General features: G+C 56.9%; 33 protein-coding genes. 29 read left to right on the plus strand and 4 right to left on the minus strand.

Translation table 11 applies throughout. The features are described 5' to 3' along the window. Positions 1-37 precede the first annotated feature (37 nt). The 17 genes from PHX60_RS00855 (at position 38) to PHX60_RS00935 (ending at position 11,944) form a co-directional block, all read left to right on the plus strand. On the plus strand, positions 38-1,207 hold the full coding sequence (locus PHX60_RS00855) for a D-alanyl-D-alanine carboxypeptidase family protein (RefSeq protein WP_300073328.1): 1,170 nt from the start codon (positions 38-40) through the stop codon (positions 1,205-1,207). Positions 1,208-1,330: 123 nt separating this feature from the next. Beyond that, entirely contained in the window at positions 1,331-1,708 is a 378-nt protein-coding gene (gene rpsL, locus PHX60_RS00860; RefSeq protein WP_291065059.1) for a 30S ribosomal protein S12, read from the plus strand. 163 nt (positions 1,709-1,871) lie between these two features. Next, entirely contained in the window at positions 1,872-2,345 is a 474-nt protein-coding gene (rpsG, locus tag PHX60_RS00865) for a 30S ribosomal protein S7 (protein ID WP_091458297.1), read from the plus strand. Between the two features lie 153 nt (positions 2,346-2,498). Beyond that, a complete protein-coding gene (gene fusA, locus PHX60_RS00870) occupies positions 2,499-4,601 on the plus strand; it encodes an elongation factor G (protein ID WP_300073336.1) in 2,103 nt (700 codons plus the stop codon). A 170-nt stretch (positions 4,602-4,771) separates the two neighbouring features. Continuing rightward, complete coding sequence (gene tuf, locus PHX60_RS00875; RefSeq protein WP_300073339.1) at positions 4,772-5,962, plus strand: elongation factor Tu; 1,191 nt, start codon at positions 4,772-4,774, stop codon at positions 5,960-5,962. A gap of 26 nt (positions 5,963-5,988) precedes the next feature. Next, positions 5,989-6,300: a 30S ribosomal protein S10 gene (rpsJ, locus tag PHX60_RS00880; protein WP_003059431.1), complete on the plus strand. Its 312-nt coding sequence runs from the start codon at positions 5,989-5,991 to the stop codon at positions 6,298-6,300. 200 nt (positions 6,301-6,500) lie between these two features. Continuing rightward, entirely contained in the window at positions 6,501-7,175 is a 675-nt protein-coding gene (rplC, locus tag PHX60_RS00885; protein WP_300073352.1) for a 50S ribosomal protein L3, read from the plus strand. Continuing rightward, the gene (rplD, locus tag PHX60_RS00890; protein WP_300073355.1) at positions 7,175-7,795 is read left to right on the plus strand and encodes a 50S ribosomal protein L4; all 621 of its coding nucleotides are present in this window, start codon (positions 7,175-7,177) and stop codon (positions 7,793-7,795) included. Before rplC ends, rplD begins: the two co-directional genes overlap by 1 nt. Next, entirely contained in the window at positions 7,792-8,106 is a 315-nt protein-coding gene (gene rplW / locus PHX60_RS00895; protein ID WP_300073358.1) for a 50S ribosomal protein L23, read from the plus strand. Before rplD ends, rplW begins: the two co-directional genes overlap by 4 nt. A gap of 2 nt (positions 8,107-8,108) precedes the next feature. Next, entirely contained in the window at positions 8,109-8,933 is an 825-nt protein-coding gene (gene rplB / locus PHX60_RS00900; RefSeq protein WP_091459081.1) for a 50S ribosomal protein L2, read from the plus strand. 10 nt (positions 8,934-8,943) lie between these two features. Then, entirely contained in the window at positions 8,944-9,219 is a 276-nt protein-coding gene (gene rpsS, locus PHX60_RS00905) for a 30S ribosomal protein S19 (RefSeq protein ID WP_024001800.1), read from the plus strand. 9 nt (positions 9,220-9,228) lie between these two features. Beyond that, positions 9,229-9,561 carry a 50S ribosomal protein L22 gene (rplV, locus tag PHX60_RS00910; protein WP_005796970.1) on the plus strand — a complete coding sequence of 111 codons (333 nt, stop codon included), beginning with the start codon at positions 9,229-9,231 and terminating at the stop codon, positions 9,559-9,561. 14 nt (positions 9,562-9,575) lie between these two features. After that, positions 9,576-10,448 (plus strand): 30S ribosomal protein S3, encoded by an 873-nt coding sequence (rpsC, locus tag PHX60_RS00915; RefSeq protein WP_300073368.1) that lies wholly within the window; start codon positions 9,576-9,578, stop codon positions 10,446-10,448. Between the two features lie 3 nt (positions 10,449-10,451). Further along, complete coding sequence (gene rplP / locus PHX60_RS00920; protein WP_091459085.1) at positions 10,452-10,868, plus strand: 50S ribosomal protein L16; 417 nt, start codon at positions 10,452-10,454, stop codon at positions 10,866-10,868. A gap of 17 nt (positions 10,869-10,885) precedes the next feature. After that, a complete protein-coding gene (gene rpmC, locus PHX60_RS00925; protein ID WP_091459087.1) occupies positions 10,886-11,080 on the plus strand; it encodes a 50S ribosomal protein L29 in 195 nt (64 codons plus the stop codon). A gap of 9 nt (positions 11,081-11,089) precedes the next feature. After that, complete coding sequence (gene rpsQ / locus PHX60_RS00930; RefSeq protein WP_300073374.1) at positions 11,090-11,359, plus strand: 30S ribosomal protein S17; 270 nt, start codon at positions 11,090-11,092, stop codon at positions 11,357-11,359. A 78-nt stretch (positions 11,360-11,437) separates the two neighbouring features. Further along, positions 11,438-11,944 carry a peroxiredoxin gene (locus tag PHX60_RS00935; RefSeq protein WP_300073377.1) on the plus strand — a complete coding sequence of 169 codons (507 nt, stop codon included), beginning with the start codon at positions 11,438-11,440 and terminating at the stop codon, positions 11,942-11,944. A gap of 62 nt (positions 11,945-12,006) precedes the next feature. Here PHX60_RS00935 and PHX60_RS00940 read toward each other — a convergent pair whose 3' ends face one another. After that, positions 12,007-12,699 (minus strand): dienelactone hydrolase family protein, encoded by a 693-nt coding sequence (locus PHX60_RS00940; protein WP_300073380.1) that lies wholly within the window; start codon positions 12,697-12,699, stop codon positions 12,007-12,009. 174 nt (positions 12,700-12,873) lie between these two features. On the opposite strand from PHX60_RS00940, the gene PHX60_RS00945 reads away from it, so the two are divergent. The 6 genes from PHX60_RS00945 (at position 12,874) to PHX60_RS00970 (ending at position 19,328) form a co-directional block, all read left to right on the plus strand. Then, positions 12,874-13,506 (plus strand): MarC family protein, encoded by a 633-nt coding sequence (locus PHX60_RS00945; protein WP_300073383.1) that lies wholly within the window; start codon positions 12,874-12,876, stop codon positions 13,504-13,506. An 11-nt stretch (positions 13,507-13,517) separates the two neighbouring features. Further along, positions 13,518-14,129 carry a response regulator gene (locus tag PHX60_RS00950; RefSeq protein WP_300073386.1) on the plus strand — a complete coding sequence of 204 codons (612 nt, stop codon included), beginning with the start codon at positions 13,518-13,520 and terminating at the stop codon, positions 14,127-14,129. Positions 14,130-14,144: 15 nt separating this feature from the next. Next, positions 14,145-15,551, plus strand: coding sequence for an ATP-binding protein (locus PHX60_RS00955; protein WP_300073389.1), 1,407 nt, complete (start codon positions 14,145-14,147; stop codon positions 15,549-15,551). Between the two features lie 100 nt (positions 15,552-15,651). Continuing rightward, positions 15,652-17,217, plus strand: coding sequence for a PAS domain-containing methyl-accepting chemotaxis protein (locus tag PHX60_RS00960; RefSeq protein ID WP_300073393.1), 1,566 nt, complete (start codon positions 15,652-15,654; stop codon positions 17,215-17,217). Between the two features lie 72 nt (positions 17,218-17,289). Beyond that, a complete protein-coding gene (locus PHX60_RS00965; RefSeq protein ID WP_300073396.1) occupies positions 17,290-18,354 on the plus strand; it encodes a homocysteine S-methyltransferase family protein in 1,065 nt (354 codons plus the stop codon). 68 nt (positions 18,355-18,422) lie between these two features. Continuing rightward, positions 18,423-19,328 (plus strand): hypothetical protein, encoded by a 906-nt coding sequence (locus PHX60_RS00970; protein WP_300073399.1) that lies wholly within the window; start codon positions 18,423-18,425, stop codon positions 19,326-19,328. Positions 19,329-19,363: 35 nt separating this feature from the next. On the opposite strand, the gene lipA is transcribed toward PHX60_RS00970, so the two are convergent. The 3 genes from lipA to PHX60_RS00985 are packed head-to-tail and all read right to left on the minus strand — an operon-like array spanning position 19,364 to position 21,408. Then, the gene (lipA, locus tag PHX60_RS00975) at positions 19,364-20,344 is read right to left on the minus strand and encodes a lipoyl synthase (protein WP_300073401.1); all 981 of its coding nucleotides are present in this window, start codon (positions 20,342-20,344) and stop codon (positions 19,364-19,366) included. Between the two features lie 37 nt (positions 20,345-20,381). After that, positions 20,382-21,098, minus strand: a complete 717-nt coding sequence (lipB, locus tag PHX60_RS00980) for a lipoyl(octanoyl) transferase LipB (protein ID WP_300073404.1) — start codon at positions 21,096-21,098, stop codon at positions 20,382-20,384. 1 nt (position 21,099) lies between these two features. After that, positions 21,100-21,408, minus strand: a complete 309-nt coding sequence (locus PHX60_RS00985; protein WP_300073407.1) for a DUF493 family protein — start codon at positions 21,406-21,408, stop codon at positions 21,100-21,102. 145 nt (positions 21,409-21,553) lie between these two features. On the opposite strand from PHX60_RS00985, the gene PHX60_RS00990 reads away from it, so the two are divergent. The 6 genes from PHX60_RS00990 to atpA are packed head-to-tail and all read left to right on the plus strand — an operon-like array spanning position 21,554 to position 25,885. After that, on the plus strand, positions 21,554-22,030 hold the full coding sequence (locus tag PHX60_RS00990; RefSeq protein ID WP_300073409.1) for an ATP synthase subunit I: 477 nt from the start codon (positions 21,554-21,556) through the stop codon (positions 22,028-22,030). Positions 22,031-22,049: 19 nt separating this feature from the next. Next, positions 22,050-22,928: a F0F1 ATP synthase subunit A gene (atpB, locus tag PHX60_RS00995; RefSeq protein WP_300073412.1), complete on the plus strand. Its 879-nt coding sequence runs from the start codon at positions 22,050-22,052 to the stop codon at positions 22,926-22,928. Between the two features lie 49 nt (positions 22,929-22,977). Further along, complete coding sequence (gene atpE / locus PHX60_RS01000; protein WP_091458130.1) at positions 22,978-23,226, plus strand: F0F1 ATP synthase subunit C; 249 nt, start codon at positions 22,978-22,980, stop codon at positions 23,224-23,226. A 34-nt stretch (positions 23,227-23,260) separates the two neighbouring features. Continuing rightward, on the plus strand, positions 23,261-23,731 hold the full coding sequence (locus PHX60_RS01005; RefSeq protein ID WP_300073417.1) for a F0F1 ATP synthase subunit B: 471 nt from the start codon (positions 23,261-23,263) through the stop codon (positions 23,729-23,731). Positions 23,732-23,742: 11 nt separating this feature from the next. Continuing rightward, positions 23,743-24,285 (plus strand): F0F1 ATP synthase subunit delta, encoded by a 543-nt coding sequence (locus PHX60_RS01010; protein WP_300073420.1) that lies wholly within the window; start codon positions 23,743-23,745, stop codon positions 24,283-24,285. A gap of 46 nt (positions 24,286-24,331) precedes the next feature. After that, positions 24,332-25,885 (plus strand): F0F1 ATP synthase subunit alpha, encoded by a 1,554-nt coding sequence (atpA, locus tag PHX60_RS01015; protein ID WP_300073422.1) that lies wholly within the window; start codon positions 24,332-24,334, stop codon positions 25,883-25,885. Position 25,886: the final 1 nt, after the last annotated feature.

Genomic DNA, 25,886 nt, shown 5'->3' on the forward strand with positions numbered 1-25,886 from the left:
CGTGGGCCATTTTTCTTTGAATTTCCCCACCCGCCTTATGAAACCCTTGCTCAATACACTGCGCTCTTTGGCCTTGGCCGCTGCGCTGGCCCCCGTCGCGCTGCTGGCACAAATCCCCACCCCACAACCGCCCGAAATTGCCGCGCGCAACTACATGCTGGTCGATGTCACCTCCAACCAAGTGCTGGCGGCCAAAGACGTGGACGCACAAATCGAGCAAGCCTCCCTCACCAAGCTCATGACGGCTTATTTGGTGTTTGATGCCCTGCGCGCCAAAAAAATTACCTTGCAACAAAAATTGCCGGTGAGTGAGCGCGCTTGGAAAATGCCCGGCTCACGCATGTTCATTGACCCCAAAATGCAGGTGCCGGTCGATGATTTACTCAAAGGCATGATTATCCAATCGGGCAACGATGCCACGATGGCACTGGCCGAAGGCGTAGGCGGCACGGCAGAAAATTTTGTACGCTTGATGAATGAACAGGCCAAAGCCCTGGGCATGAACAACACCAGCTACAAAAACCCCGAGGGCCTGACCGAACCCGGCCACTTAACCACCGCGCGTGACCTGAGCATCCTGGCCACGCGCCTGATGGGCGACTTCCCCGAGCATCTGCATTACTACTCCACCAAACAGTACCGCTACGAAGGCACGCCCGCCTCCAACAGCAACAACCGCAACCTGTTGCTGTTCCGTGACCCGACTGTCGATGGCCTGAAAACCGGCCACACCAACGCCGCCGGTTACTGCTTGGTGGCTACCGCCAAGCGCGATTTTCCCAACGTCGGCCAGCGCCGCTTTGTCTCTATCGTTTTGGGCACCAGCAGCGAAAACGCGCGCGCCAACGAAAGCCAAAAGCTGCTCAACTGGGGTTACACCGCCTACGATGCTGTAAAACTGTTTGACGCTAACCAGGCCGTGGCCACACCCACCGTCTGGAAAGGCACGAGCAACAGCGTCAAGATGGGCCGCCCTGAAGGCATTGTGGTGGCGGTACCTTCGGGCAACTCTGGCAAAATCAGTACCCAAATTTCGCACCAAGACCGCCTGATGGCCCCACTGAGCAAAGGCCAAGAAGTAGGCACCCTCAAAGTCTTGCTAGGCGAGCAAACCGTGCGCGAAGTACCGCTGCTGGCCCTCGATGGCGTAGAGCAAGCTGGCGTGCTGGGGCGTGCTTGGGATGCCATCCGTCTGTGGATTAAATAAGCAGCGGCCAGCAGTGGGCAAGGTTTTTTGCTTGCCTTCTGGGCGCGAGGCTGCTACATTGGAAGGCTTTTCGGAAATTCCGAAGGGATTCACGTTTTCGTTTTACGTTTAGGGACGACATTCATGCCAACGATTAACCAGCTCGTGCGTCACGGGCGCGAGGTCGAACAGACCAAATCCAAGAGCCCGGCGATGGAAAACTCGCCACAACGTCGCGGTGTTTGCACTCGTGTGTACACCACGACCCCCAAGAAGCCTAACTCCGCTTTGCGTAAGGTTGCCAAGGTGCGCCTGACCAACGGTTTTGAGGTCATCTCCTACATCGGCGGTGAAGGCCACAACCTGCAAGAGCACAGCGTGGTGCTGGTGCGCGGCGGTCGTGTCAAGGACTTGCCCGGTGTGCGTTACCACATCGTGCGCGGTTCGCTCGACTTGCAAGGCGTGAAAGACCGCAAGCAATCGCGCTCCAAGTACGGTGCCAAGAAGCCTAAGGCCAAATAAGCCTGGCCCTTGCCAAAAACAATCGGTGTTTGTGCGTCTGGCAGACGTCCAAACAGAGTGACCCCAAGCGCAAATGTTTTGCGTGGGTCGAGTAAGTGGGAGTCCTGATTGGCTCTCGCGGTATCTGAAAAGATGCCAACTGAAGCAAATTTAGAGGTGCAAAATGCCACGTCGTCGCGAAGTCCCCAAACGTGAAATTCTGCCGGATCCAAAGTTCGGTAATGTAGAGCTGTCCAAATTCATGAACGTGATCATGGAAGGCGGCAAAAAGGCAGTTGCTGAGCGCATCATTTATGGTGCCCTGGAACTGATCGAGAAGAAGAACCCCGACAAAGACCCGCTGGAAGCCTTCGTGGTTGCCATCAACAACGTCAAGCCGCTGGTCGAAGTCAAATCCCGCCGCGTCGGTGGTGCCAACTACCAAGTTCCAGTCGAAGTGCGTCCCGTACGCCGTCTGGCCCTGTCGATGCGCTGGATCAAAGAAGCGGCCCGCAAGCGTGGTGAAAAGTCGATGGCCCAACGTCTGGCCAACGAACTGCTCGAAGCCACCGAAGGCCGTGGCGGTGCCATGAAAAAGCGTGACGAAGTTCACCGCATGGCCGAAGCCAACAAGGCTTTCAGCCACTTCCGCTTCTAAACCATTGACCTGACGTCTCGGTCAACACACAAGGCTGCTGGCATTTTTGTCCGCAGCCTTGTTCTGGTTGAGGCAGTCACAAAATTTTCGGGCTGCGATGCAACCATGTGTGGCCTGATTTCCCTGTAAAAACGTCCCCATCAAGGATTCATCATGGCTCGCAAGACCCCTATTGAGCGCTACCGCAACATCGGTATCTCGGCCCACATTGACGCCGGTAAAACCACCACCTCCGAACGTATCCTGTTCTACACCGGCGTGACCCACAAGCTGGGCGAAGTGCATGACGGCGCCGCCACCACCGACTGGATGGAACAAGAGCAAGAGCGTGGCATCACCATCACCTCCTCGGCAGTGACCTGCTTCTGGAAAGGCATGGACCTGTCGCGCCCTGAACACCGCATCAACATCATTGACACCCCCGGCCACGTGGACTTCACCATCGAGGTGGAGCGCTCCATGCGCGTGCTGGACGGCGCCGTGATGGTGTACTGCGCTGTGGGTGGCGTGCAGCCCCAATCCGAAACCGTGTGGCGCCAAGCCAACAAGCACAAAGTGCCGCGTCTGGCCTTTGTCAACAAGATGGACCGCACCGGTGCCAACTTCTTCAAGGTTGTCGAAGGCATGAAGCTGCGCCTGAAGGCCAGCCCGGTGCCTATCGTGGTGCCGATTGGCTCTGAAGACAAGTTCGAAGGCGTGGTCGATTTGATCAAGATGAAGGCCATCTACTGGGACGAAGCCTCGCAAGGCATGAAGTTCGAGTACCGCGACATTCCCGCCGACTTGGTGGATGTCTGCAACGAGTGGCATGAAAAGATGGTGGAAGCCGCTGCCGAATCTTCCGAAGAGCTGATGAACAAGTACCTCGAAGAAGGCAGCTTGTCCGAAGCAGAAATCATCAGTGGTATCCGTCAGCGCACCATCGCCTGCGAAATCCAGCCCATGCTGTGCGGCACCGCGTTCAAGAACAAGGGTGTGCAGCGCATGTTGGATGCCGTGCTGGACTTCCTGCCCGCGCCCACCGACATCCCTGATGTAGCTGGTACCGACGAAGACGAAGCCCCCATCACCCGCAAGGCCGATGATGGCGAGAAGTTCTCCGCCTTGGCCTTCAAGCTCATGACCGACCCCTTCGTCGGCCAGCTGACTTTTGTGCGCGTTTATTCCGGTGTCCTGACCAAGGGCGATACCGTGTATAACTCGGTCAAGGGCAAGAAAGAGCGTATTGGCCGTATCGTGCAGATGCATGCCAACGAGCGCCAGGAAGTTGAAGAAATCCGCGCCGGTGACATCGCCGCTTGCGTGGGCCTGAAAGATGTCACCACCGGCGAAACCCTGTGCGACATCGGCTCGCCCATCGTGCTGGAGCGCATGGTGTTCCCCGAGCCGGTGATTTCGCAGGCTGTCGAACCCAAGACCAAGGCCGACCAAGAAAAAATGGGCATCGCCCTGCAACGCTTGGCCGCTGAAGACCCCTCCTTCCGCGTGCGTACCGACGAAGAATCGGGCCAAACCATCATTTCCGGCATGGGCGAGCTGCACTTGGAAATCATCGTGGACCGCATGAAGCGCGAGTTCGGCGTAGAAGCCAACGTCGGCAAGCCGCAAGTGGCCTACCGCGAAACCATCCGCAAGACCATCGAAGAAGCCGAAGGCAAGTTCGTGCGCCAGTCCGGTGGTAAGGGCCAGTACGGTCACGTCGTGCTCAAGATTGAACCCAATGAACCCGGCAAGGGCATTGAGTTCATCGACGCCATCAAGGGTGGTGTGGTGCCCCGCGAATTCATCCCAGCGGTGGAAAAGGGTATCAACGAAGCCGTCACGCAAGGCGTGTTGGCCAACTACCCCGTGGTCGATGTCAAGGTCACGCTGCACTTCGGTTCGTACCACGATGTGGACTCGAACGAACTGGCGTTCAAGATGGCCGCCATCTTCGGCTTCAAGGAAGGTTGCCGCAAGGCCAACCCTGTCATCTTGGAACCCATGATGGCCGTGGAAGTGGAAACCCCCGAAGACTACGCCGGCAACGTGATGGGCGACTTGTCCAGCCGTCGCGGTATGGTGCAAGGCATGGACGACATCCCGGGCGGCGGCAAAGCCATCCGTGCTGAAGTTCCGCTGTCCGAAATGTTCGGCTACTCCACCACGCTGCGCTCGGCGACCCAAGGCCGCGCCACCTACTCGATGGAATTCAAGCACTACAGCGAAGCACCGCGCAACGTGTCTGAAGCCATCATGGCTGCCCGCTCTAAATAAGCCCTTGGGGACGGGGCCAGCTTGGCTGCTCTGTCCCCTCTGAACAAGCTCCGCAAAGTTTTTTGCAATCTGCGATTCGATGCCCTCCCGTTGTCCTGTGCGGGAAGATTCAGCAATCGGATGCAGACGTTAAACCCGCACACAGGCATTGCTCTTTGGAGAATTGAAAAATGGCAAAAGGTAAGTTTGAACGCACCAAGCCCCACGTCAACGTGGGCACCATCGGTCACGTGGACCACGGCAAGACAACCCTGACGGCAGCCATTGCTACCGTGTTGTCGGCCAAGTTTGGCGGCGAAGCCAAGGCTTACGACCAAATCGACGCAGCCCCCGAAGAAAAGGCACGCGGCATCACCATCAACACCGCCCACGTTGAGTACGAAACCTCTGGCCGCCACTACGCCCACGTGGACTGCCCCGGTCACGCCGACTACGTCAAGAACATGATTACCGGCGCAGCCCAAATGGACGGCGCTATCTTGGTTTGTTCCGCCGCTGACGGCCCCATGCCCCAAACCCGCGAACACATCCTGTTGGCCCGCCAAGTGGGCGTGCCTTACATCATCGTCTTCCTGAACAAGTGCGACATGGTAGACGACGAAGAGTTGCTCGAACTGGTCGAAATGGAAGTGCGCGAGTTGTTGGACAAATACAACTTCCCCGGCGACGATACCCCCATCATCCGTGGTTCCGCCAAGCTGGCCTTGGAAGGCGACAAGGGTCCTCTGGGTGAAGAAGCCATCATGAAGCTGGCCGAAGCCCTGGACACCTACATCCCCACGCCCGAGCGCGCTGTCGATGGCGCTTTCCTGATGCCCGTAGAAGACGTGTTCTCCATCTCTGGCCGTGGCACCGTGGTGACTGGCCGTATCGAGCGCGGCGTGGTGAAAGTCGGCGAAGAAATCGAAATCGTGGGTATCCGCGACACCGTCAAGACCACCTGCACCGGCGTGGAAATGTTCCGCAAGCTGCTCGACCAAGGTCAAGCAGGCGACAACGTTGGTTTGTTGCTGCGCGGCACCAAGCGCGAAGATGTCGAGCGCGGCCAAGTGCTGTGCAAGCCCGGTTCTATCAAGCCCCACACCCACTTCACCGCTGAAGTGTACGTGTTGAGCAAGGACGAAGGCGGCCGCCACACCCCCTTCTTCAACAACTACCGTCCCCAGTTCTACTTCCGTACCACGGACGTGACCGGTGCCATCGAACTGCCCGAAGGCAAAGAAATGGTGATGCCTGGCGATAACGTGTCGATCACCGTCAAGCTGATCAACCCCATCGCGATGGAAGAAGGTCTGCGTTTCGCTATCCGCGAAGGTGGCCGTACCGTCGGTGCTGGCGTGGTTGCCAAAATCATTGCCTAATCATTGCAAGCACAAGGAAAATAACCATGTCCAAGCAAAAGATTCGTATCCGCCTGAAGGCTTTCGATTACAAACTGATCGACCAGTCTGCCGCCGAAATCGTTGACACCGCCAAGCGCACCGGTGCTATCGTCAAGGGCCCCGTGCCTCTGCCGACACGCATGAAGCGTTTCGACATTCTGCGTTCGCCCCACGTCAACAAGACCAGCCGCGACCAGTTTGAAATCCGCACCCACCAACGCCTGATGGACATTGTCGATCCTACCGACAAGACCGTGGACGCGCTGATGAAGCTCGACCTGCCCGCTGGCGTGGATGTCGAAATCAAGCTGCAATAAGCCCTTTATCTTGGGTGCCACACGCACCAAATAGGTAAAACCCCAACGCGAACTTGCTTGCAAAGGCAGTTCGCGCTATACTTTATGGCTTCGCCCTTGGCATTGCGCTAAGGGCGGAGTTTTATCAACCGTCTTTCATGCACTTGTGTGCAACGCCCTGGCCAATTGAAGTCGCGGCGGTGGAAGTTTTGGAGAAACAAATGAGTCTGAGCAACTCCCTGGGGTTGCTGGGCCGCAAGGTGGGCATGATGCGTCTGTTCACTGATGATGGGGACGCAGTGCCCGTCACAGTGGTAGATGTGTCTAACAACCGCGTGACCCAGGTTAAAACCCAAGAGAACGATGGCTATGTGGCTTTGCAAGTCACTTTCGGCGCGCGTAAAGCTTCGCGTGTCACCAAGCCAGAAGCTGGCCACTTGGCCAAAGCCGGTGTCGAAGCCGGTGAAATCATCAAAGAATTCCGCGTTACCGCTGAAACCGCTGGCAAGTATGCCGCCGGTGTCGCTGTGCCGGTCACTGATGTGTTTACCGTAGGCCAGAAAGTGGACGTGCAAGGCACTTCCATTGGTAAGGGCTACGCCGGTACCATCAAGCGCCACAACATGGCCTCGCAACGCGCGTCGCACGGTAACAGCCGTTCGCACAACGTGCCTGGTTCTATCGGTATGGCACAAGACCCCGGTCGCGTGTTCCCCGGTAAGCGCATGACCGGTCACCTCGGTGATGTCACCAAAACCACGCAAAACCTCGATGTCATCCGCATCGACGAAGCGCGTCAATTGCTCTTGATCAAGGGCGCTATCCCCGGCTCTAAGGGTGGGTTCGTGACTGTGCGTCCCGCTGTCAAGGCCACCGCTGCCAAAGGAGCGAACTAATGCAGCTCGAACTCCTGAATGACCAAGGCCAAGGCGCATCCAAGCTGGATGTCCCCGAGACCGTATTTGATCGTCCGTACAACGAAGATCTGGTACACCAAATTGTCGTGGCTTATCGTGCCAATGGCCGTCAGGGCACCCGCGCCCAAAAAGACCGCCAACAGGTGCGCCACTCCACCAAGAAGCCCTTTAAGCAAAAGGGCACTGGCAACGCGCGTGCCGGTATGACATCCTCGCCGCTGTGGCGTGGGGGCGGTCGGATTTTCCCGAACATGCCCGACGAAAACTTCACCCAGAAAATCAACAAGAAGATGTACCGCGTGGGCATGGCCACCATCTTCTCGCAGTTGGCCCGCGAAGGCCGTCTGGCTGTGGTGGACTCGCTCAAGCTCGAATCACCCAAGACCAAGGTGCTGGCCGACAAGTTCAAGGCCATGAACCTGCAATCCGTGATGGTGATTGCCGAGGAAGTGGACGAAAACCTGTATCTGGCTTCGCGCAATCTGGTCAACGTGCTCGTGGTCGAGCCGCGTTACGCCGATCCCGTGTCGCTGGTGCACTACAAGAAGGTCATCGTCACCAAGGGCGCCATCGAAAAACTCCAGGAGATGTTCGCATGAGTAGCCCCAAGTTTGACGAAGGTCGTCTGATGCAGGTGCTGGTTGCTCCCATCGTGTCCGAAAAGGCCACTATGGTTGCAGAAAAGTCCAATGCTGTGACGTTCAAGGTGCTGCAAACCGCCACCAAGACTGAAATCAAGGCCGCTGTGGAATTGATGTTCAAGGTCGAGGTCAAGGGCGTGTCTGTGGTCAATACCAAAGGCAAGACCAAGCGTTTTGGCAAAACCGTAGGCCGCCGTGACAACGTGCGTAAAGCCTATGTGACGCTCAAGCCCGGTCAAGAGCTGAACCTGTCCGGGGAGGCCGCTTAATCATGGCAGTCATTAAAATGAAACCCACCTCGCCCGGCCAACGTGCTGTGGTGAAGGTTACCCGTGACCACCTGCACAAGGGTGAGGGCTACGCCCCCCTGTTGGAACCCCAGCACCAAAAAGCTGGCCGTAACAACAATGGTCACATCACGACACGCCACAAGGGCGGTGGTCACAAGCACCACTACCGCGTGGTGGACTTCAAGCGCAACAAAGACGGCATTGCCGCCAAGGTCGAGCGCATCGAGTACGACCCCAACCGCACGGCCCACATCGCTTTGGTGTGCTATGCCGACGGCGAACGTCGTTACATCATCGCCCCGCGTGGCCTGGAAGTCGGCAGCACGCTGATGTCCGGTTCCGAAGCGCCTATCCGCGCTGGCAACACCCTGCCCATCCGCAACATCCCCGTCGGTTCGACCATCCACTGCATCGAGCTCAAGCCCGGTGCTGGTGCCCAAATCGCCCGTTCGGCTGGTGCCTCCGCTACCCTGCTGGCGCGCGAAACCACCTATGCCCAAGTGCGTATGCGCTCGGGTGAGGTACGCAAAATTCACATCGAATGCCGCGCTACCATTGGTGAAGTGGCCAACGAAGAACACAGCCTGCGCCAACTGGGCAAAGCCGGTGTCAAGCGCTGGATGGGCATTCGCCCAACCGTGCGTGGCGTGGCCATGAACCCGGTCGATCACCCCCACGGTGGTGGTGAAGGCCGTACCGGTGAAGGCCGTCATGCTGTCGATCCTTGGGGTAATCTGACCAAGGGTTATCGCACCCGCAACAACAAGCGCACACAAGGCATGATTGTGTCGCGTCGTAAGAAGTAAGGGGTAGCAAATGACTCGCTCTCTCAAAAAGGGTCCGTTTGTTGACCATCATTTGTTGGCCAAGGTTGAAAAAGCCATTGCCACCAAAGACAAGAAGCCAGTGAAGACCTGGTCGCGTCGTTCTATGGTTTTGCCCGATTTCATCGGTCTGACCATTGCCGTACACAACGGCAAACAACACGTGCCGGTCTATGTTACCGACCAGATGGTGGGCCACAAGCTGGGCGAATTCGCCCTGACGCGCACCTTCAAGGGTCACCCCGCTGATAAAAAAGCGAAGAAGTAAGGAACGACCATGTCTGAAACACGTGCAGTCCTCCGGGGCGTTCGTCTGTCGGTTGACAAAGGCCGCCTGGTCGCCGATCTGATTCGTGGCAAAAAAGTAGATCAAGCCCTGAACATCCTGACATTTACGCAGAAAAAAGCTGCTGGCATTGTCAAGAAGGTGCTGGAATCGGCTATCGCCAATGCAGAACACAACGATGGCGCTGACATCGACGAATTGAAGGTAAAAACCATCTACGTCGAACAAGGCACCACGCTCAAGCGCTTTACCGCGCGCGCCAAAGGCCGCGGCAACCGCATCAGCAAACCCACGTGCCATGTGTACGTGACGGTTGGCAACTGAGGCCAAGGAAGACTATGGGACAGAAAATCCATCCTACCGGCTTCCGCTTGGCGGTCAGCCGTAACTGGGCAAGCCGCTGGTACGCCAGCAACCGTGACTTCGCCGGTATGCTGGCCGAAGACATCAAGGTGCGCGAGTACCTCAAGGCCAAGCTCAAAAACGCGTCGGTTTCGCGCATCCTGATCGAGCGCCCTGCCAAAAATGCCCGCATCACCATTTACTCGGCACGTCCGGGCGTGGTCATCGGCAAGAAGGGCGAAGACATCGAGAACCTGAAGAAGGAACTCGCCGTTCGCTTGGGCGTGCCAGTGGCAGTCAACATCGAAGAAGTGCGTAAGCCCGAAATCGATGCCAAACTGATTGCTGACAGCATCACCCAGCAGCTCGAAAAGCGTATCATGTTCCGCCGTGCCATGAAGCGCGCCATGCAAAACGCGATGCGTTTGGGCGCTCTGGGCATCAAGATCATGTCGTCGGGCCGTCTCAACGGTATCGAAATCGCCCGTTGCGAATGGTACCGTGAAGGCCGTGTGCCACTGCACACCCTGCGCGCCGATATTGATTACGGCACTTCGGAAGCCAAAACCACCTACGGTATCATTGGTGTGAAAGTCTGGGTCTATAAGGGTGATACCTTGGGCCGCAACGATCTGCCCGCCGTAGAAACCCCGCGCCCCGACGAAGAGCGCCGCCCACGTGGTCCCCGCCGTGATGGCCGCCCCGGTGGCGACCGTGCCGGTGCAGGCCGTGGTGGCCGCCGCCCTACCGGTAGCAATGCCGCCCCTGCCGATGGCAGCGACAAACCCGCCGGTGCTGGTGCCGATGCCGTTAAGCGCGTTCGTAAAGCAGACGCGCCCGCTACAGCAGCGGACGGAAAAGGAGAATAAAACATGCTGCAACCTGCTCGCCGCAAATACCGCAAGGAGCAAAAAGGCCGTAACACGGGTGTAGCCACCCGTGGTAACAGCGTCGCCTTTGGCGACTTCGGCCTCAAGTGTACCGACCGTGGCCGCCTGACCGCGCGCCAACTGGAAGCTGCACGCCGTGCGATTTCCCGCCACGTCAAGCGTGGTGGCCGCATCTGGATTCGCGTGTTTCCAGACAAGCCCATTTCCACCAAGCCCGCCGAAGTGCGTATGGGTAACGGTAAGGGCAACCCTGAGTACTACGTGGCCGAAATCCAGCCCGGCAAGATTGTGTTCGAGATCGTCGGTGTGCCCGAAGAACTCGCCCGCGAAGCCTTCCGTCTGGCAGCTGCCAAGCTGCCCTTGCGTACCACGTTTGTGGCACGCATGGTTGGCCAGTGATTTCAGGAGAAACTGATATGAATACTGCTGAACTGCGCCAAAAAGACGTCGCCGGCATCAAGGAAGAAATCAAGGCTTTGCAAAAAGCCCATTTCGGCCTGCGTATGCAAAAGGCCACCCAACAGCTGGGCAACACAGGCACCCTGAGCGTTACACGCCGTGCCATCGCCCGCGCCAAAACCATTCTTGCTGAAAAGCAAGCCGCCAAGTAAGGAGCCCACATGACGGAAGCTAAAACATCCATCAAGCGCACCTTGGTTGGCAAGGTGGTCAGCGACAAGCGTACCAAGACCGTGACCGTATTGGTAGAACGTGCTGTCAAGCATGAGCTGTACGGCAAAATCGTGACCAAATCGAGCAAGTACCACGCCCATGATGAGAACGGTGAGTACAAGCTGGGCGACGTGATTGAAATCACCGAAAGCCGTCCACTGTCTAAGACCAAGAACTGGGTTGCTACCCGCTTGGTGAAAAAGGCTGGTTTGCTGTAAGCCTAAGCGCCCACCAGCCAGCATAGCTGCCCAAAACGACCCACAATGTGGGTCGTTTTTCTTTTTTTGGAGCATTGCATGATTAAAGTTGGAGACACCCTGCCCGCCGCCACCCTGATGGAATTCATCGAAGTGGAAGGCAACGGCTGTAGCCTCGGCCCCAACCCCGTGGAGGTGCAACCAGCCACCACCGGCAAGACGATTGCCATTTTTGCCGTGCCCGGTGCTTTTACCCCCACCTGTTCGGCGCAGCATGTGCCCGGTTTTGTCGCCCATGCGGCAGACTTCAAAGCCGCTGGCGTGGATGAAATTTGGTGCGTGGCCGTCAACGATGCCTTTGTCATGGGCGCTTGGGCGCGTGAGCAAAAAACCGCTGGTGCCGTGCGGATGCTGGCCGATGGCGATGCCACCTTTGCCAAAGCCACCGGCCTGACGCTGGATTTGACTGGCAAGGGCTTGGGCCTGCGTAGCAACCGCTACTCGATGCTGGTCAAGGACGGCAAGGTAGTGCAGCTGAATGTAGAAGAAGGTGGCAAACTGGCCGTCAGTGATGCCGCCACTTTGTTGGCCCAAGCGCGCGGCTGATTCTTCCTTTTTTTGCTATCCCATGTCCCTGCTGCCTTTGGCGCGCAGGGGCATTTGTTTTTTTAGGCCAAATGCTGGCTGAAAAAAGTTAAGGTGCGGTTGCGTGCTGCCACGGCAGCGGCTTCGTCATAGGCACTGCGCTGGTCACAGTTAAAGCCATGCTGGGCATCATAGACATGCGATTGCACCTCGGGATGGGCGGCGGCAAAGGCTTGCACCCCCTCCATCGGAATCCAGTGGTCTTGGCGCGCAAAATGGGCCAGTACCGGACAATGGGGTTGGCGTGCCATTTCTGCCGAAGTAGTGATACCGCCACCGTAATAACTGACCGCCGCCGATAGTCCCTGCAATTGAGCAGCAGCCTGCCACGCCATCAACCCACCCCAGCAAAAACCCACCACCCCCACCTTGCGCCCACTGTGGGCGGCGGCATGGTCAATGGCGGCTTGGATGTCGACCAAAATGCCCGTGCCGGGCAGTTGCTCGGCTGCCGTTTTCAGGGCTATGCCGGTTTGCATGTCGGTGGGGCTATAGCCTAAATCGACATCGGCTTGCACACGAGCAAACAATGCAGGTGCTATGGCTAAATAACCTCGGGCCGCAAAACGTTCAGTGACAGCGCGGATATGGGGGTTCACGCCAAAAATTTCTTGCAACACTACTACCGCAGCATGGGGGGTGCCGGTGGGCTTGGCCTGCCAAGCGGGGCAGTGGAACCCGTTGGCTGCTTCTAAGCTAATCCATTCACTGTGCATAAATAGAGACTTTCTGTTCTAAGTCAAAAAAACAATAAAAAATTCCAACATACCGATGCCCCAATCCAAGATACTGATAGGTTGCACTATGTTTTATAAAAGCAGCATGTTGCTCTCTAAGCTTGCGCTTCCACGGCTCCAGAATGGAGCAATCCCGCCCTGTCAGGAGCGCACATGGATTTGAAGCCACTTTTTACCCTGTTGTTTGTGGTCAATCCCTTGGCTATCGTGCCATTCTTTATCCACTACACCCACGGGTTTTCAGTATCACAGCGCAAGCGTACCATTCAGGTGGCGGCATTCAGTGTATTTTGCGTGATTGCAACTTGCGCTTTGTTGGGACTCCAAATTCTGGAGTTTTTCAGCATCTCGTTGCAAAGCTTTCAGGTAGGCGGTGGTTTGTTGTTGTTGAGCAGTGCCATGAACATGCTCAATGCCCAACCTGCCGAGGCCAAACCCCATGCCAATGAATTGGAGGCCGGGGCAGAAAAGGCAGCCGCTGGGGCCAGCATTGCGGTAGTGCCACTGACCATTCCGTTGCTCACTGGGCCTGCCACGATGTCCACTGTGGTGATTTATGCCGACCGGGCACAAACGCTCTGGCAACACGCGGCCTTGGTAGCTTACGGTGTGGTGATTGCTGCCGCCACCTATGTATGCTTCTCGCTGGCACAACCGATTGCCAGAGTTTTGGGGCAAACCGGCATCAATGTAATGACGCGCATCATGGGCCTGATTTTGGCGGCATTGTCGGTAGAGGTAATGGCCTTGGGTTTGGTAAAACTGTTTCCGGTGTTGGCGCGGTGATGGGTATGGGTATGCAGGGCCATATTTATTTGGTAGATGACGATGTGGCGGTGCGGGCCTCGCTATCGCGCATGTTGGAGTATCTGGGTTATACCGTAGAGTCCTACCCTTCGCCGCATACCTTTTTAGAGCAGTCGCTACCGATTGCTCCGGCGGTGCTGCTGCTGGATATGCGTATGCCCCACATGAATGGCTTGGCGTTGCAACAAGAGTTGCTGCGGCTGGGGCGGGCCACCCCGATTGTGTTCATCTCGGGCGAGAGCCAGACTCAAGAAGTGATTGATGCTTTTAAGGGTGGTGCGATTGATTTTTTGCTCAAGCCCTTCAACATAGAAGACCTGCTGCGCGCACTGCACCAAGCAATGGCCCGTGACCGCGAACAACTCAAAAGCGTGCGCGATGCGATGGATGTGCAACGTGGCTACGACAGCCTAACCCCACGCGAGCGCCAAATCTGCCAAATGGTGGTCAATGGCTTAATGAACAAAGAAATTGCCGACCACTTTGCGTGCAGCCTGAAAACCGTGAAGGTGCATCGCGCCCGCGTCATGGAAAAAATGGGCGCTACCACGCTACTAGAGCTGGCCGAAAAAATGCGCGAGTTGTCCAAGCCAAACCTGTAAGCGCAGCAGCGGCACATGTTCAGTCTGCCAACCGCCTACCTGATTGTGGGTGTGATGTATTTGGTCATGCCTACGGTGGCTTGGGCGGTGTTGTCGGGCCTGCGTTCACGCTCGGCCTTGTTGTGGTGTGCTGGCAGTGGCTTATTTGGGATTGGGGTGGTGTTGTTGGGCTTGCGGCCACACATTGCAGAATGGGCGGCTTACCCAGTGGCCAATGGCCTGATGCTATTGGCCAATTTGGTGCGCGTTCAGGCACTGCAACATGAATTACAGCGCCCGGCGTGGCCGCAAAAAAGGCTCCTCTGGTTAGGGATAGGCTTTGTGTTGGGTTATGAATACCTGCGGCTAGGCTTAGACCAAGCCAACTTGCGCTTTCTTTGGTCCTCCTCGACATTGGCAGCCAGTTTTTTGTATATCAGTCGATTGGCTTGGCAGCTGGGACAGCGAGAGGATTCACGCAGCGCCTATTGGGTCGCTGGGGCTTATTTGGCCGTGGGCAGCATGCTGGTACTGCGGACGATAGCGGTAGCGAGTGGCTTTTCTCAGCCCAACGCCTTGTTTGGCGGCTGGGACAGTGTGTTGAGCGTGGGGTCGGCGCTCATCAGCTCGGTGGTGGGCAGCGTTGGCTTTATTGGTATTTTTTTAGAGCGCGCTCGGCACAATGATTTGTTGGCAGCAGCAGCGCGCGCCCAGCAGGAAGAACGCGATCGGCTAGGGATGCAAATTGCCCAGTTAGACCGCCAGCGCTGCCTGGGTGAGATGTCGGCCTCTTTGGGGCACGAGTTGAACCAGCCCCTGACCGCTATTTTGCTCGATGCCCAGATGGGCCAACATGGTTTAACCCAAAATCGCTTAGATACGGCCCAGCTGCAAGAATTACTGCACGATATCGAAAGCAACACGCAGCGCGCCAGCCAAATTATTGAACGCATCCGCAGTTTTATCCGACCCATGCCAGAGCGACACCAACCGGTCGAGTTGGGCCAGCTGGTGCAAGAGGTGGCACAACTGCTGGCTTGCGAGGCGCGCCGTTGCAAGGTTGCATTTGTTTTTGAGCTGCCACCGGAGCCGGTATGGGTACAAGGGGATGCGATACAACTGTCGCAAATTGTGCTCAATGTGTATCGCAATGCCATCCAAGCCATGACAGACCAACCCCAGCCACGCCAACTGCGCGTAGCCATTGCCACTGGGCCGGATGTGGTGTTGTTGCGTATCTGCGACAACGGCCCCGGTTTAACGCACGAGGCACTAACGCAAGCAGGTCAAGCTTTTTTTAGCACTAAGCCTGATGGCTTGGGCTTAGGGCTGTCGATTTCGCGCGCCATTGCCCAGCGCCACGGGGGCAGGTTAGAGATTGCTAACCATCCTCAGGGGGGCGCTGTGGTTCAACTTAGCTTGCCTGCACCAAACCGCCTTTAGCCTTACAGCTTAGGGTCATTGCCCCTAGGGGCAATAGTGTTTCAAACTGTTTTGCTATTTACTTATGTGCTGTAGCCATTAGCCAAGCGATAGTCCAAGAATGCGTACCAATTTACCCGTAACAAACCAAGAGTTTGATTACCCCAGTGACGAATTTTTGATGTCCACCACCGACCAGCAAGGGCGGTTGACGCACTGCAACGCCGCTTTTGCGCGCGTCAGTGGCTTTACGATGGAGGAGCTGATGGGCCAGCCGCACAACATTGTGCGCCACCCCGATATGCCACCCGAAGCCTTTGAAGACATGTGGAAAACCATCGGGCATGGCCGCAGTTGGATTGGCATGGTCAAAAATCGGCGCAAGGATGGGAGCTTTTACTGGGTGCGCGCCCACGTTACACCGCTGATGCAAAACGGTAAACCGATTGGGTATATGTCGGTACGCATGAAGCCCACGCGCGCAGAGGTGCAAAAGGCCCACGCTTTGTATCAAAAAGTGCGCCAAGAACGCGAATCAGGCCGCCATACCTTTCGGCTGCATTCGGGCCATGTGCGCTACAACGGTTGGCGCGATTGGATCGGGCGCTTACAGCGCGCCAGCTTTACCCAGCGCTTGGCCGCCATGCTGACCGTGCCAGTCTTGGCGGTGCCCCTGTTGCCTTGGGCTTTGGATTTGCATGGCTTAGAGGCTGTGGCGCTGCAAAGTGGGTTAGGGCTGGTCTTGGCAGGCTGGATACTGTGGCGCTTTCATCGGCGCATTACCAAGGGGCTGGGCGATGCCCAACGCTTGGCCAACGAAATTGCCGGTTGTGGTTTATCCACGCCCTACCGCCGCATTGATGGCCGCCACCCGGTGGCCTTGCTGATGGAGCGCTTGCAGCAAATCCAAGTCAACCTGCGCGCCGTGGTGGGTGATGCCCAAGCCGAAATTGATGGCTTTGGGGATATTGCCAGCCATGTCGCTGATGGGGGTCAAGAGCTGGCCCGGCGCACCGAGTCGCAGGCCAGCAGCTTAGAAGAAACCGCTGCCACGATGGAAGAGCTGTCTAGCACCGTGCGCCAAGCGGCACAAACCGTGCAGCAGGTACTCAAAGAAAGCGAAAACAGCGCCGCTTTGGCGCGCCACGGTGGCGATGCTGTCAATGAAATCAGCAATGTGGTGCAAGCAATTGCCCAATCCTCGCAAAAAATGGGGCAAATCATTGCCACCATCGAGGGCATAGCTTTCCAGACCAATATTTTGGCCCTCAATGCTGCCGTAGAGGCCGCACGCGCTGGCGAGCAAGGTCGGGGTTTTGCGGTGGTGGCCTCCGAGGTGCGCGCGCTGGCCCAGCGCAGTGCCACTGCCGCCCGAGAAATCCGCGATTTAATCAGCGAATCCTCCACCCAAACCCTGCGCGGGGCCGAAAAAATGCAATCGGCCAGCCAAACCATTGACCAAGTCGTGCAGTCGGTGGCCCATGTCAATACCTTGGTCAACGAGATGGGCGTAGCCGCCGAAGAGCAAGCGCTGGGCATTTCGCAAGTCAATGAAGCAGTGACCGACCTAGACCGTGTGACGCAACAAAATGCCGCTTTGGTGGAAGAATCTGCCGATGCCGCCCAAGCCATGAGCCAAAACACCGGCGTACTGGGGCGCACGCTGGCGGTGTTTCGGCTGCGATAAACAAGCCGCAGACAAGGGCAGCACGAAGCAGGGACAATCGGCAATTACTGATTTTTTTGTTTCTACCTGCCCATGCAAGCCCCCCACTACACCCGCGCCGCCCAGCTTCCTGCCATTTTGGCCCAACGCATTGTCATTTTGGATGGTGCGATGGGCACCATGATTCAACGTTTTAAGCTGGGCGAGGCCCAATACCGGGGTGAAGGTTACAACGGCCCCGAAGGTGCCGGGGAGCGCTTCAAAGATTTTCCACGCGATGTCAAAGGCAACAACGAGCTGCTCTCGCTCACGCGCCCGGATGTCATCCGCGACATCCACGAACGCTACTTGGCCGCCGGTGCCGATTTGATTGAAACCAACACCTTTGGTGCCACCACCATCGCCCAAGAAGACTACGGCATGGCCGATTTGGCCTATGAGATGAATTTGCGTTCAGCCCAACTGGCGCGCGCTGCCTGCAATCAATTTTCTACCCCCGAGCATCCACGCTTTGTTGCTGGTGCCCTTGGCCCTACCCCCAAAACGGCCAGCATCAGCCCCGATGTGAACGACCCCGGCGCACGCAATATTGATTTTGAGCAGCTGCGCGCTGCCTACCACGCGCAAACCTTGGCGCTGATGCAAGGCGGTGCCGATGTGCTACTGGTCGAGACCATTTTTGACACCCTCAATGCCAAAGCAGCACTGTTTGCGATTGAAGAAGTGTTTGAGCAAACCGGCGAGCGCCTGCCGCTCATCATCAGCGGCACCGTGACCGATGCCTCGGGGCGTATTTTGTCCGGCCAAACCGTGACAGCGTTTTGGCACAGTGTGCGCCACGCGCAACCGTTGGCCGTGGGCCTGAACTGCGCCTTGGGGGCCGCGCTGATGCGTCCTTATATCCAAGAACTCAACCGCGCTGCCCCAGACACCTTTATCAGCTGCTACCCCAATGCGGGCCTGCCCAATCCCATGAGTGACACCGGCTTTGACGAAACACCTGAAGTCACGAGCCGCTTAGTGCATGAGTTTGCCGCCGAAGGGCTGGTCAACATTCTGGGCGGTTGCTGTGGCACCACCCCCGACCATATCGGCGCGATTGTCAAGGCGGTGGCCTCAGTGCCCACGCGCAAGATGTTTTATTCGGCACAGACCTAAGCCGAAGCCGTGCAGCGGCGGCTGCACTGTCTATACTGAAAACATTCGTTCCTTTGTTGGAGTCTGTCATGCAACGTCGCCAAAGTTTAGTCTTGCTGGGGGCTAGTTTGTGGGTTGGTTGGGGTGCTGTGGCCCATGCCTATCGTCCGCCCCCTGCGCGCTACCGCAACGCTTTGGCAGCAGCCAGCGGACAGTTGTTATCGGTAGAGGTGCTTAGCCAGCAGCGCCACCAGCAGCAGTTGCCTATTTTTCAAAAAAATGGCCGCTGGTATGTGGGCGGTGAGCATGGCCAGCCTTATCGGCTGCTGCTACGCAACCAAAGCGCTGGGCGCTTGCTGGTCGTGGCCTCGGTGGATGGCGTGAACGTCCTTAACGGCGAGCCAGCCGCCGCCGACCAGCCCGGCTATATCATCGCGCCGTATGGCAGCCTGACGATTGATGGCTGGCGCAAATCAAGCGATAGCGTAGCCGAATTTGTCTTGACCGCCCCAGAAGACTCTTATGCCGAGCGCACCGGCCAAGGTGGCAATACCGGCATACTCGGCTTTGCAGTGTTTGAAGAAGCGCCGCCCCCACCCCCGCCACCCCGGTTCCCACCCCCTGCGGCAATCGAAGAAGGCTACCACCGGCGCGAAAGTTCCAAATCCATACCAGCAACACCGTCAGCGGGTGGACGTTCGTTAGACCACGACAACGCCCCTGTGGCGGCCAAGGCCCCAGCAGCTGCCGAGCGCTCAGATTTAGGCACCGGCCACGGCGAGCGCGTCCATTCTCCGGTGCGCGAAGTGCGCTTTCAGCGTGCCAGTCGGCGCCCTGCCGAAACCCTGCGTATCCAATACGCCAGTTTGGCCCAACTAGAGCGCCGCCGCATTGCCCTGCGCGAGCGCTGGCCAGAGCGGCAACCGCCTGACAACGGACCAGACCCTTTCCCCGGTGAAGGGCGCTTTGTCCCTGACCCGCCTCCCAGGCGCTAAAAGAAAAGGCGCTTCATCAGGTTGCGCTGCTTGCTTTATACGCCTGCTGCGTGTGCCTGCTGGTCGGCGTGGTAGCTAGAACGCACCATCGCCCCCACCGCCGCATGGCTAAAGCCCATTTGGTAGGCTTCCTGCTCGAACATCTTGAAAGTGTCTGGGTGTACGTAACGGCGCACCGGCAAATGGCTGTTGCTGGGGGCCAAATACTGACCAATTGTTAGCATGTCGATGTCGTGCGCGCGCATATCGCGCATCACTTGCAAAATCTCTTCATCGGTCTCACCCAGCCCGACCATGATGCCGCTCTTGGTGGGGACGTTGGGGTGCAGGGCCTTAAATTTCTTCAGTAGATTCAGGCTAAATTGGTAGTCCGAGCCAGGGCGCGCTTCTTTGTACAGGCGTGCGGTGGTTTCTAAGTTGTGGTTCATCACATCGGGCGGTGCGGCGCGCAAAATTTCTAAGGCGCGGTCATCGCGGCCCCGAAAATCGGGCACCAAAATCTCAATCTGGGTTTGCGGTGACAACTGGCGAATGTGCTGAATGCACTCGACAAAATGGCCGCTGCCGCCATCGCGCAAATCATCGCGGTCCACACTGGTGATAACGACGTACTTCAGCTTCAAGGCAGCAATGGTTTTGGCCAGATTGAGTGGTTCGTCTTTGTCCAGTGGGTCGGGTCTGCCGTGGCCCACATCACAGAACGGGCAGCGGCGCGTGCATTTGTCGCCCATGATCATGAAGGTGGCCGTGCCCTTGCCAAAACACTCGCCAATGTTGGGGCAACTGGCTTCTTCACACACGGTGTGCAATTTGTGTTCACGCAACACATCTTTAATTTCGTAAAAGCGGCTGCTGGCCGAGCCTGCTTTCACTCGAATCCACTCTGGCTTTTTCAGTACCTCGGCCTGCTCTACCTTGATAGGGATGCGCGATAGCTTGGCCGCCGCTTTTTGTTTGGCCAAGGGGTTGTAGTTTTCGGCGGATTGTGCTTCACGCACGACTTCAGGAGTGCTCATGGCAGGAGATGGCTGGTGATAGTCTGATAGACGGGATTCAGGGGGCCAGCCGGACGCTGAGCTGATAGCCCAAGACCTGCGCGGCTTCTTCCCAAGTGGTATGAACGCCGATTGTAGAAAGATCAACTGTTTGCAAACCTGCATAGCCACAGGGGTTGATACGTGCAAAGGGACTCAAATCCATCGCGACATTCAGCGCTACACCGTGGTAGGTGCAATGCCGACTGACTTTGATACCCAAAGCGGCAATTTTGCCCAGCCCGGTAAAGTCGGGCGCAGGGGCGCTACTGCCCTCTGTGCGCTTTTGTGGCCGCTGCGGCAGCAGGGCGTGGCTGTGAGGGTCATCCAAGCGCACATAAATGCCAGGCGCACCAGCTACGCGGTGGCCAGTAATACCAAAATACGCCAGGGTGCGAATTACCGCTTCTTCCACCCGATAGACATACTCTTTCACGTAATAGCCCGCCCGTTGCAAATTCAGCAGCGGATAGGCCACCACTTGGCCAGGGCCATGAAAAGTCACCTGCCCGCCTCGGTTGGTACTGACGACTGGAATATCTCCGGCAGCCAGCACATGCCCAGCTTGTCCAGCCAGCCCTTGGGTAAAAGTGGCAGGATGTTCGCACAGCCAAATTTCATCCTGCTGCTCCGGGGTGCGTGCCGCTGTGAACTCCTGCATCGCCTGATAGCTATCCAGATAGGGTATTTGGCCCAGCCAGCGCAGACCGATAGCAGCGTTTGGGATGGCCGACATCTCAAAGTACCACTTTTACCAGCGGGTGGGCGGTCAGGGCGTGGTACAAACCATCGAGTTGTTCCCGGCTGGTCGCCGTAATACTCAACGTAATGCCCAAGTATTTGCCGCCACTGCTTTCGCGCAGTTCCACCGCAGCAGCATCAAAAAAAGGGTCAAATTGGCGTGCCAGCGCCGTCACAGCAGGCAACAAAGCCTCCACTTTCAGCCCCATCACCTTGATAGGAAAGATGCTAGGGTACTCAATCAGCGAGTCTTTGCGCGGGTCGGTGCCTGTGGCAGCGGGCTGCAAGCCAGAAGTAATAGTCATGAAGTAACCTTAGGATGTAGCTTTCAAGTGGTGTGCAGACACAGCAAAGCCACTGTCGCAACAGATAATTTGCCGCAGACAGGGGTTTTTACTTATAATTAGTGGCTTTGCGAAGGTTTCAGTCTGTAACGTTAGGAGCAAAACGATGAAAACAATCGCTCCGCTCGATACAGAAGCTGAGGCCGAAGAATCCGACTTCAAGCCCCTCAGTGCAGAAGAAGCGCAGGCATGGCGCAAATCCCACCGGGCGGTGTCCGTGTGGCGTGTTCTGGCCATGCAGGTGTTGGCAGGTGTTTTAGTGGTGTTGTTGGCTTGGCTGGTCACTGGCAAAGCAAGCATCGCTTGGTCAGCTGCCTATGGTGTGTTAGCGGTGTTAATCCCTGCGTTGCTGTTTGCGCGTGGGTTGCAGCGCCAACAATTTGCCAAATCCGCCAGTGCAGCCATGCTAGGGTTCTTTGTCTGGGAGCTGCTCAAAATTGTGCTCACGGTGGCCATCTTGGCTGCTGCACCTAAGGTGGTAGCACAGTTGAGCTGGCTGGCCTTGTTGGCTGGCATGGTGGTAACGATGAAAACGTACTGGATTGCGCTCTTGGTGCAGTCCAGTGTCCGAAAAACCGATTGATTAAGAGAAGAGTTGTCCGATGGCCGCAGATGCGCACGCTCCCACAGCAAGTGAATACATCGTTCACCACTTGCAGCACCTTCAAAATATCAAGCAAAAGTCCATCATTGATTTTTCGGTAGTCAACTACGACTCCGTTATCGTCAGTGTCACCATTGGTGCGCTGGGACTTTTCCTTTTATGGCTGGGGGCACGTGCCGCGACTTCGGGCATCCCCGGTCGTTTCCAAGCCGCCGTCGAGTTGTTGGTCGAAATGGTGGACAACCAAGCCAAGGCCAACATCCACAACGCCGAAAGCCGCAAATTCATTGCTCCATTGGCCCTAACGGTGTTTGTCTGGATTTTCCTCATGAACGCAATGGACTTGCTGCCGGTTGACTTGCTGCCCGTCATTTGGGCACAAATTTATGGTGCGGCGGGTCATGACCCCCACCACGCTTATCTGCGTGTCGTGCCTACTGCCGATTTGTCCACCACGCTGGGTCTGTCCTCTGCCGTGCTGGTGCTGTGCCTAATTTACAGCGTCAAAATCAAAGGCTTGGGTGGTTGGGCGCACGAATTGGTGACGGCTCCTTTCGGCACCAGCAAAAATCCTGTCTTCGCCCTGATTTTGGGCGTGGTCAATCTGCTGATGCAGATCATTGAATACGTTGCCAAAACAGTTTCGCACGGTATGCGGTTGTTTGGCAACATGTACGCTGGTGAGTTGGTGTTCATGCTGATTGCCCTGATGGGTGGTGCGGCGGCCATGTCGCTTTCCGGTGTGTTGCTCCCCGTGGGGCACATCATTGCAGGTTCGATCTGGGCCATCTTCCACATCCTGATCATTACCCTGCAAGCCTTCATTTTCATGATGCTGACGCTGATTTACCTCGGCCAAGCGCATGAAGCCCACTGACCATTTCCCTTTCCTTTCTTAACCTTTCTTTTTTACATCAGGAGTCATCATGGAAAACATTCTCGGTCTCGTCGCTCTGGCTTGTGGTCTGATCGTTGGTTTGGGCGCTATCGGCGCTTCCATCGGTATCGCTTTGATGGGCGGCAAGTTCCTAGAAGCTTCGGCACGTCAACCTGAGCTGATCAACGAACTGCAAACCAAAATGTTCATTTTGGCTGGTCTGATTGACGCGGCCTTCCTGATCGGCGTGGCTATTGCTCTGCTGTTCGCTTTCGCCAACCCCTTCGTTCTGGCCTAATCTCCGATCAACGCCCAAATAGAAAGGTGTTGCCGTGAGTATCAACGCGACCCTGTTCGTTCAGGCCATCGTCTTCTTGATTCTGGTGCTGTTCACGATGAAATTCGTGTGGCCCCCGATTGTCAAGGCGCTGGACGAACGAGCCCAGAAAATCGCCGATGGTCTCGCTGCTGCCGACCGTGCCAAGTCCGAATTGAGTGCTGCCAATCAGCGCGTCGAGAAGGAATTGTCGCAAACGCGCAATGAGACGGCTGCCCGTCTGGCTGATGCCGATCGCCGTGCCCAGGCCATCGTCGAAGAAGCCAAGGCCCGCGCCAGCGAAGAAGCCCAAAAAATTATTGCTGCTGCACAGGCCGAGGCCAAGCAACAGGTGGTGCAGGCCCGTGAAGCGCTGCGTGAGCAGGTGGCTGTGCTGGCTGTCAAGGGTGCCGAGCAGATTCTCCGCAAGGAAGTCAACGCCGGTGTTCATGCAGATCTGCTGAACCGCCTCAAGACTGAACTGTAAGGGACGCATTCATGGCCGAAATCGCCACCATTGCCCGCCCTTACGCCGATGCCTTGTTCAAAGCCTGCACGGCGGGTGCAGGCGTCGATCTGGGCAGTGCCACCGCTTGGGTTGAGGAGCTGGCGGTGATTGCCGCCGATCCGCAATTGCGCCAGTTGTCCGACAACCCCAAGGTCAGTCCAGACCAGTTGTTTGACCTGATTGCTGGCTTGACCCGTTATGCTCTGCCTGACATGGGGCGCAATTTTTTGCGTACCATGATTGAAAACGGGCGTCTGGATGCCCTGCCCGAAGCTGCTGTGCAATTTCGTACTCTGGTCAATCGCAGCAGCGGTTCGTCAGATGCCGTGGTTTACAGCGCCTTCCCTATCGACAGCAGTGCGCTGGCCGATTTGGGCGCATCGCTCGAAAAGCGCTTTGGCCGCAAGCTTAATCTCACCATGCAGCAGGATGAGTCCCTGATCGGTGGGATTCGGGTCGTGGTAGGAGATGAAGTGCTCGACACTTCGGTCAAGGCACGTTTAGAACAAATGAAAGCGGCCCTCACTGCGTAACGCGCGGCTTGAGGTTTCGGCTAAACAAAGAAAGAAGGAAAGAGTCATGCAACTCAATCCCGCAGAAATTTCTGAACTCATCAAGAGCCGCATCGAGGGGCTGGCAGCCAGCAGCGATATCCGTAACCAAGGCACCGTGGTGTCGGTGTCCGACGGTATCGTGCGCGTTCATGGCCTGTCGGACGTGATGCAAGGCGAAATGTTGGAGTTCCCCGCCTCGGCAGACGGTACCCCCTCCTTTGGTCTGGCACTGAACTTGGAGCGTGACTCCGTCGGTGCTGTGATTTTGGGCGAGTACGAGCATATCTCCGAAGGCGACACCGTCAAATGTACCGGTCGCATTTTGGAAGTGCCCGTCGGCCCCGAGTTGGTCGGTCGTGTGGTCAACGCTTTGGGTCAACCCATTGACGGCAAAGGCCCCATCAACGCCAAAATGACCGACGTGATCGAAAAGGTCGCTCCCGGCGTTATCGCGCGTAAATCGGTGGACCAGCCACTGCAAACCGGTCTCAAGTCCATCGACTCGATGGTGCCGATTGGCCGTGGTCAGCGCGAACTGATCATTGGTGACCGCCAAACCGGTAAAACCGCTGTGGCGATTGATGCTATCTTGGCCCAAAAAGGCCAAGGTGTTATCTGTATCTACGTGGCTATCGGTCAAAAAGCCTCCTCCATCAAAAACGTGGTGCGCTCCTTAGAGCAAGGCGGCGCGATGGACTACACCATCGTCGTGGCTGCTTCGGCTTCTGAGTCTGCTGCCATGCAATACGTGTCGGCCTACTCTGGCTGCACGATGGGCGAATACTTCCGCGACCGTGGTGAAGATGCCCTGATCGTTTATGACGATTTGTCCAAGCAAGCCGTGGCTTATCGCCAAGTGTCGCTGCTGTTGCGCCGTCCTCCAGGCCGTGAAGCCTACCCCGGCGACGTGTTCTATCTCCACAGCCGTCTGTTGGAGCGTGCTGCCCGTGTGAATGCCGACTACGTCGAAGCCTTCACCAAGGGTGCCGTCAAGGGCAAGACTGGTTCGCTCACCGCGCTGCCAATCATCGAAACCCAAGCCGGTGACGTTTCCGCCTTCGTGCCGACCAACGTGATTTCGATTACTGATGGTCAGATCTTCTTGGAAACCAGCCTGTTCAACGCTGGTGTGCGTCCCGCTATTAACGCCGGTATTTCCGTGTCGCGTGTGGGTGGTGCAGCGCAAACCAAGCTGGTGAAGGGTCTGTCCGGTGGTATCCGTACCGACTTGGCACAATACCGCGAACTAGCTGCGTTCGCGCAGTTTGCTTCCGACTTGGACGATGCCACGCGCAAGCAACTCGATCGCGGTGCCCGCGTCACTGAGCTGCTCAAGCAAGCCCAATACAGCCCTTTGCCTATCTCTTTGATGGGTGCCACGCTGTTTGCGGTCAACAAGGGCTTCATGGACGACATCGACGTCAAGAAAATCTTGGCCTTCGAAAGCGGTTTGCACCAGTTCCTCAAGACCAGCCACGCTGCCTTGTTGGACAAGCTGGAAAAAGACCGTGCTATGGACAAGGATGCCGAAGCCGCCCTGACCGCTGCTATCACAGCGTTCAAGAAGTCGTTCGCTTAAA

The sequence above is a fragment of the Giesbergeria sp. genome (assembly GCF_028686475.1).
Classification (GTDB): Bacteria; Pseudomonadota; Gammaproteobacteria; order Burkholderiales; family Burkholderiaceae_C; genus Simplicispira.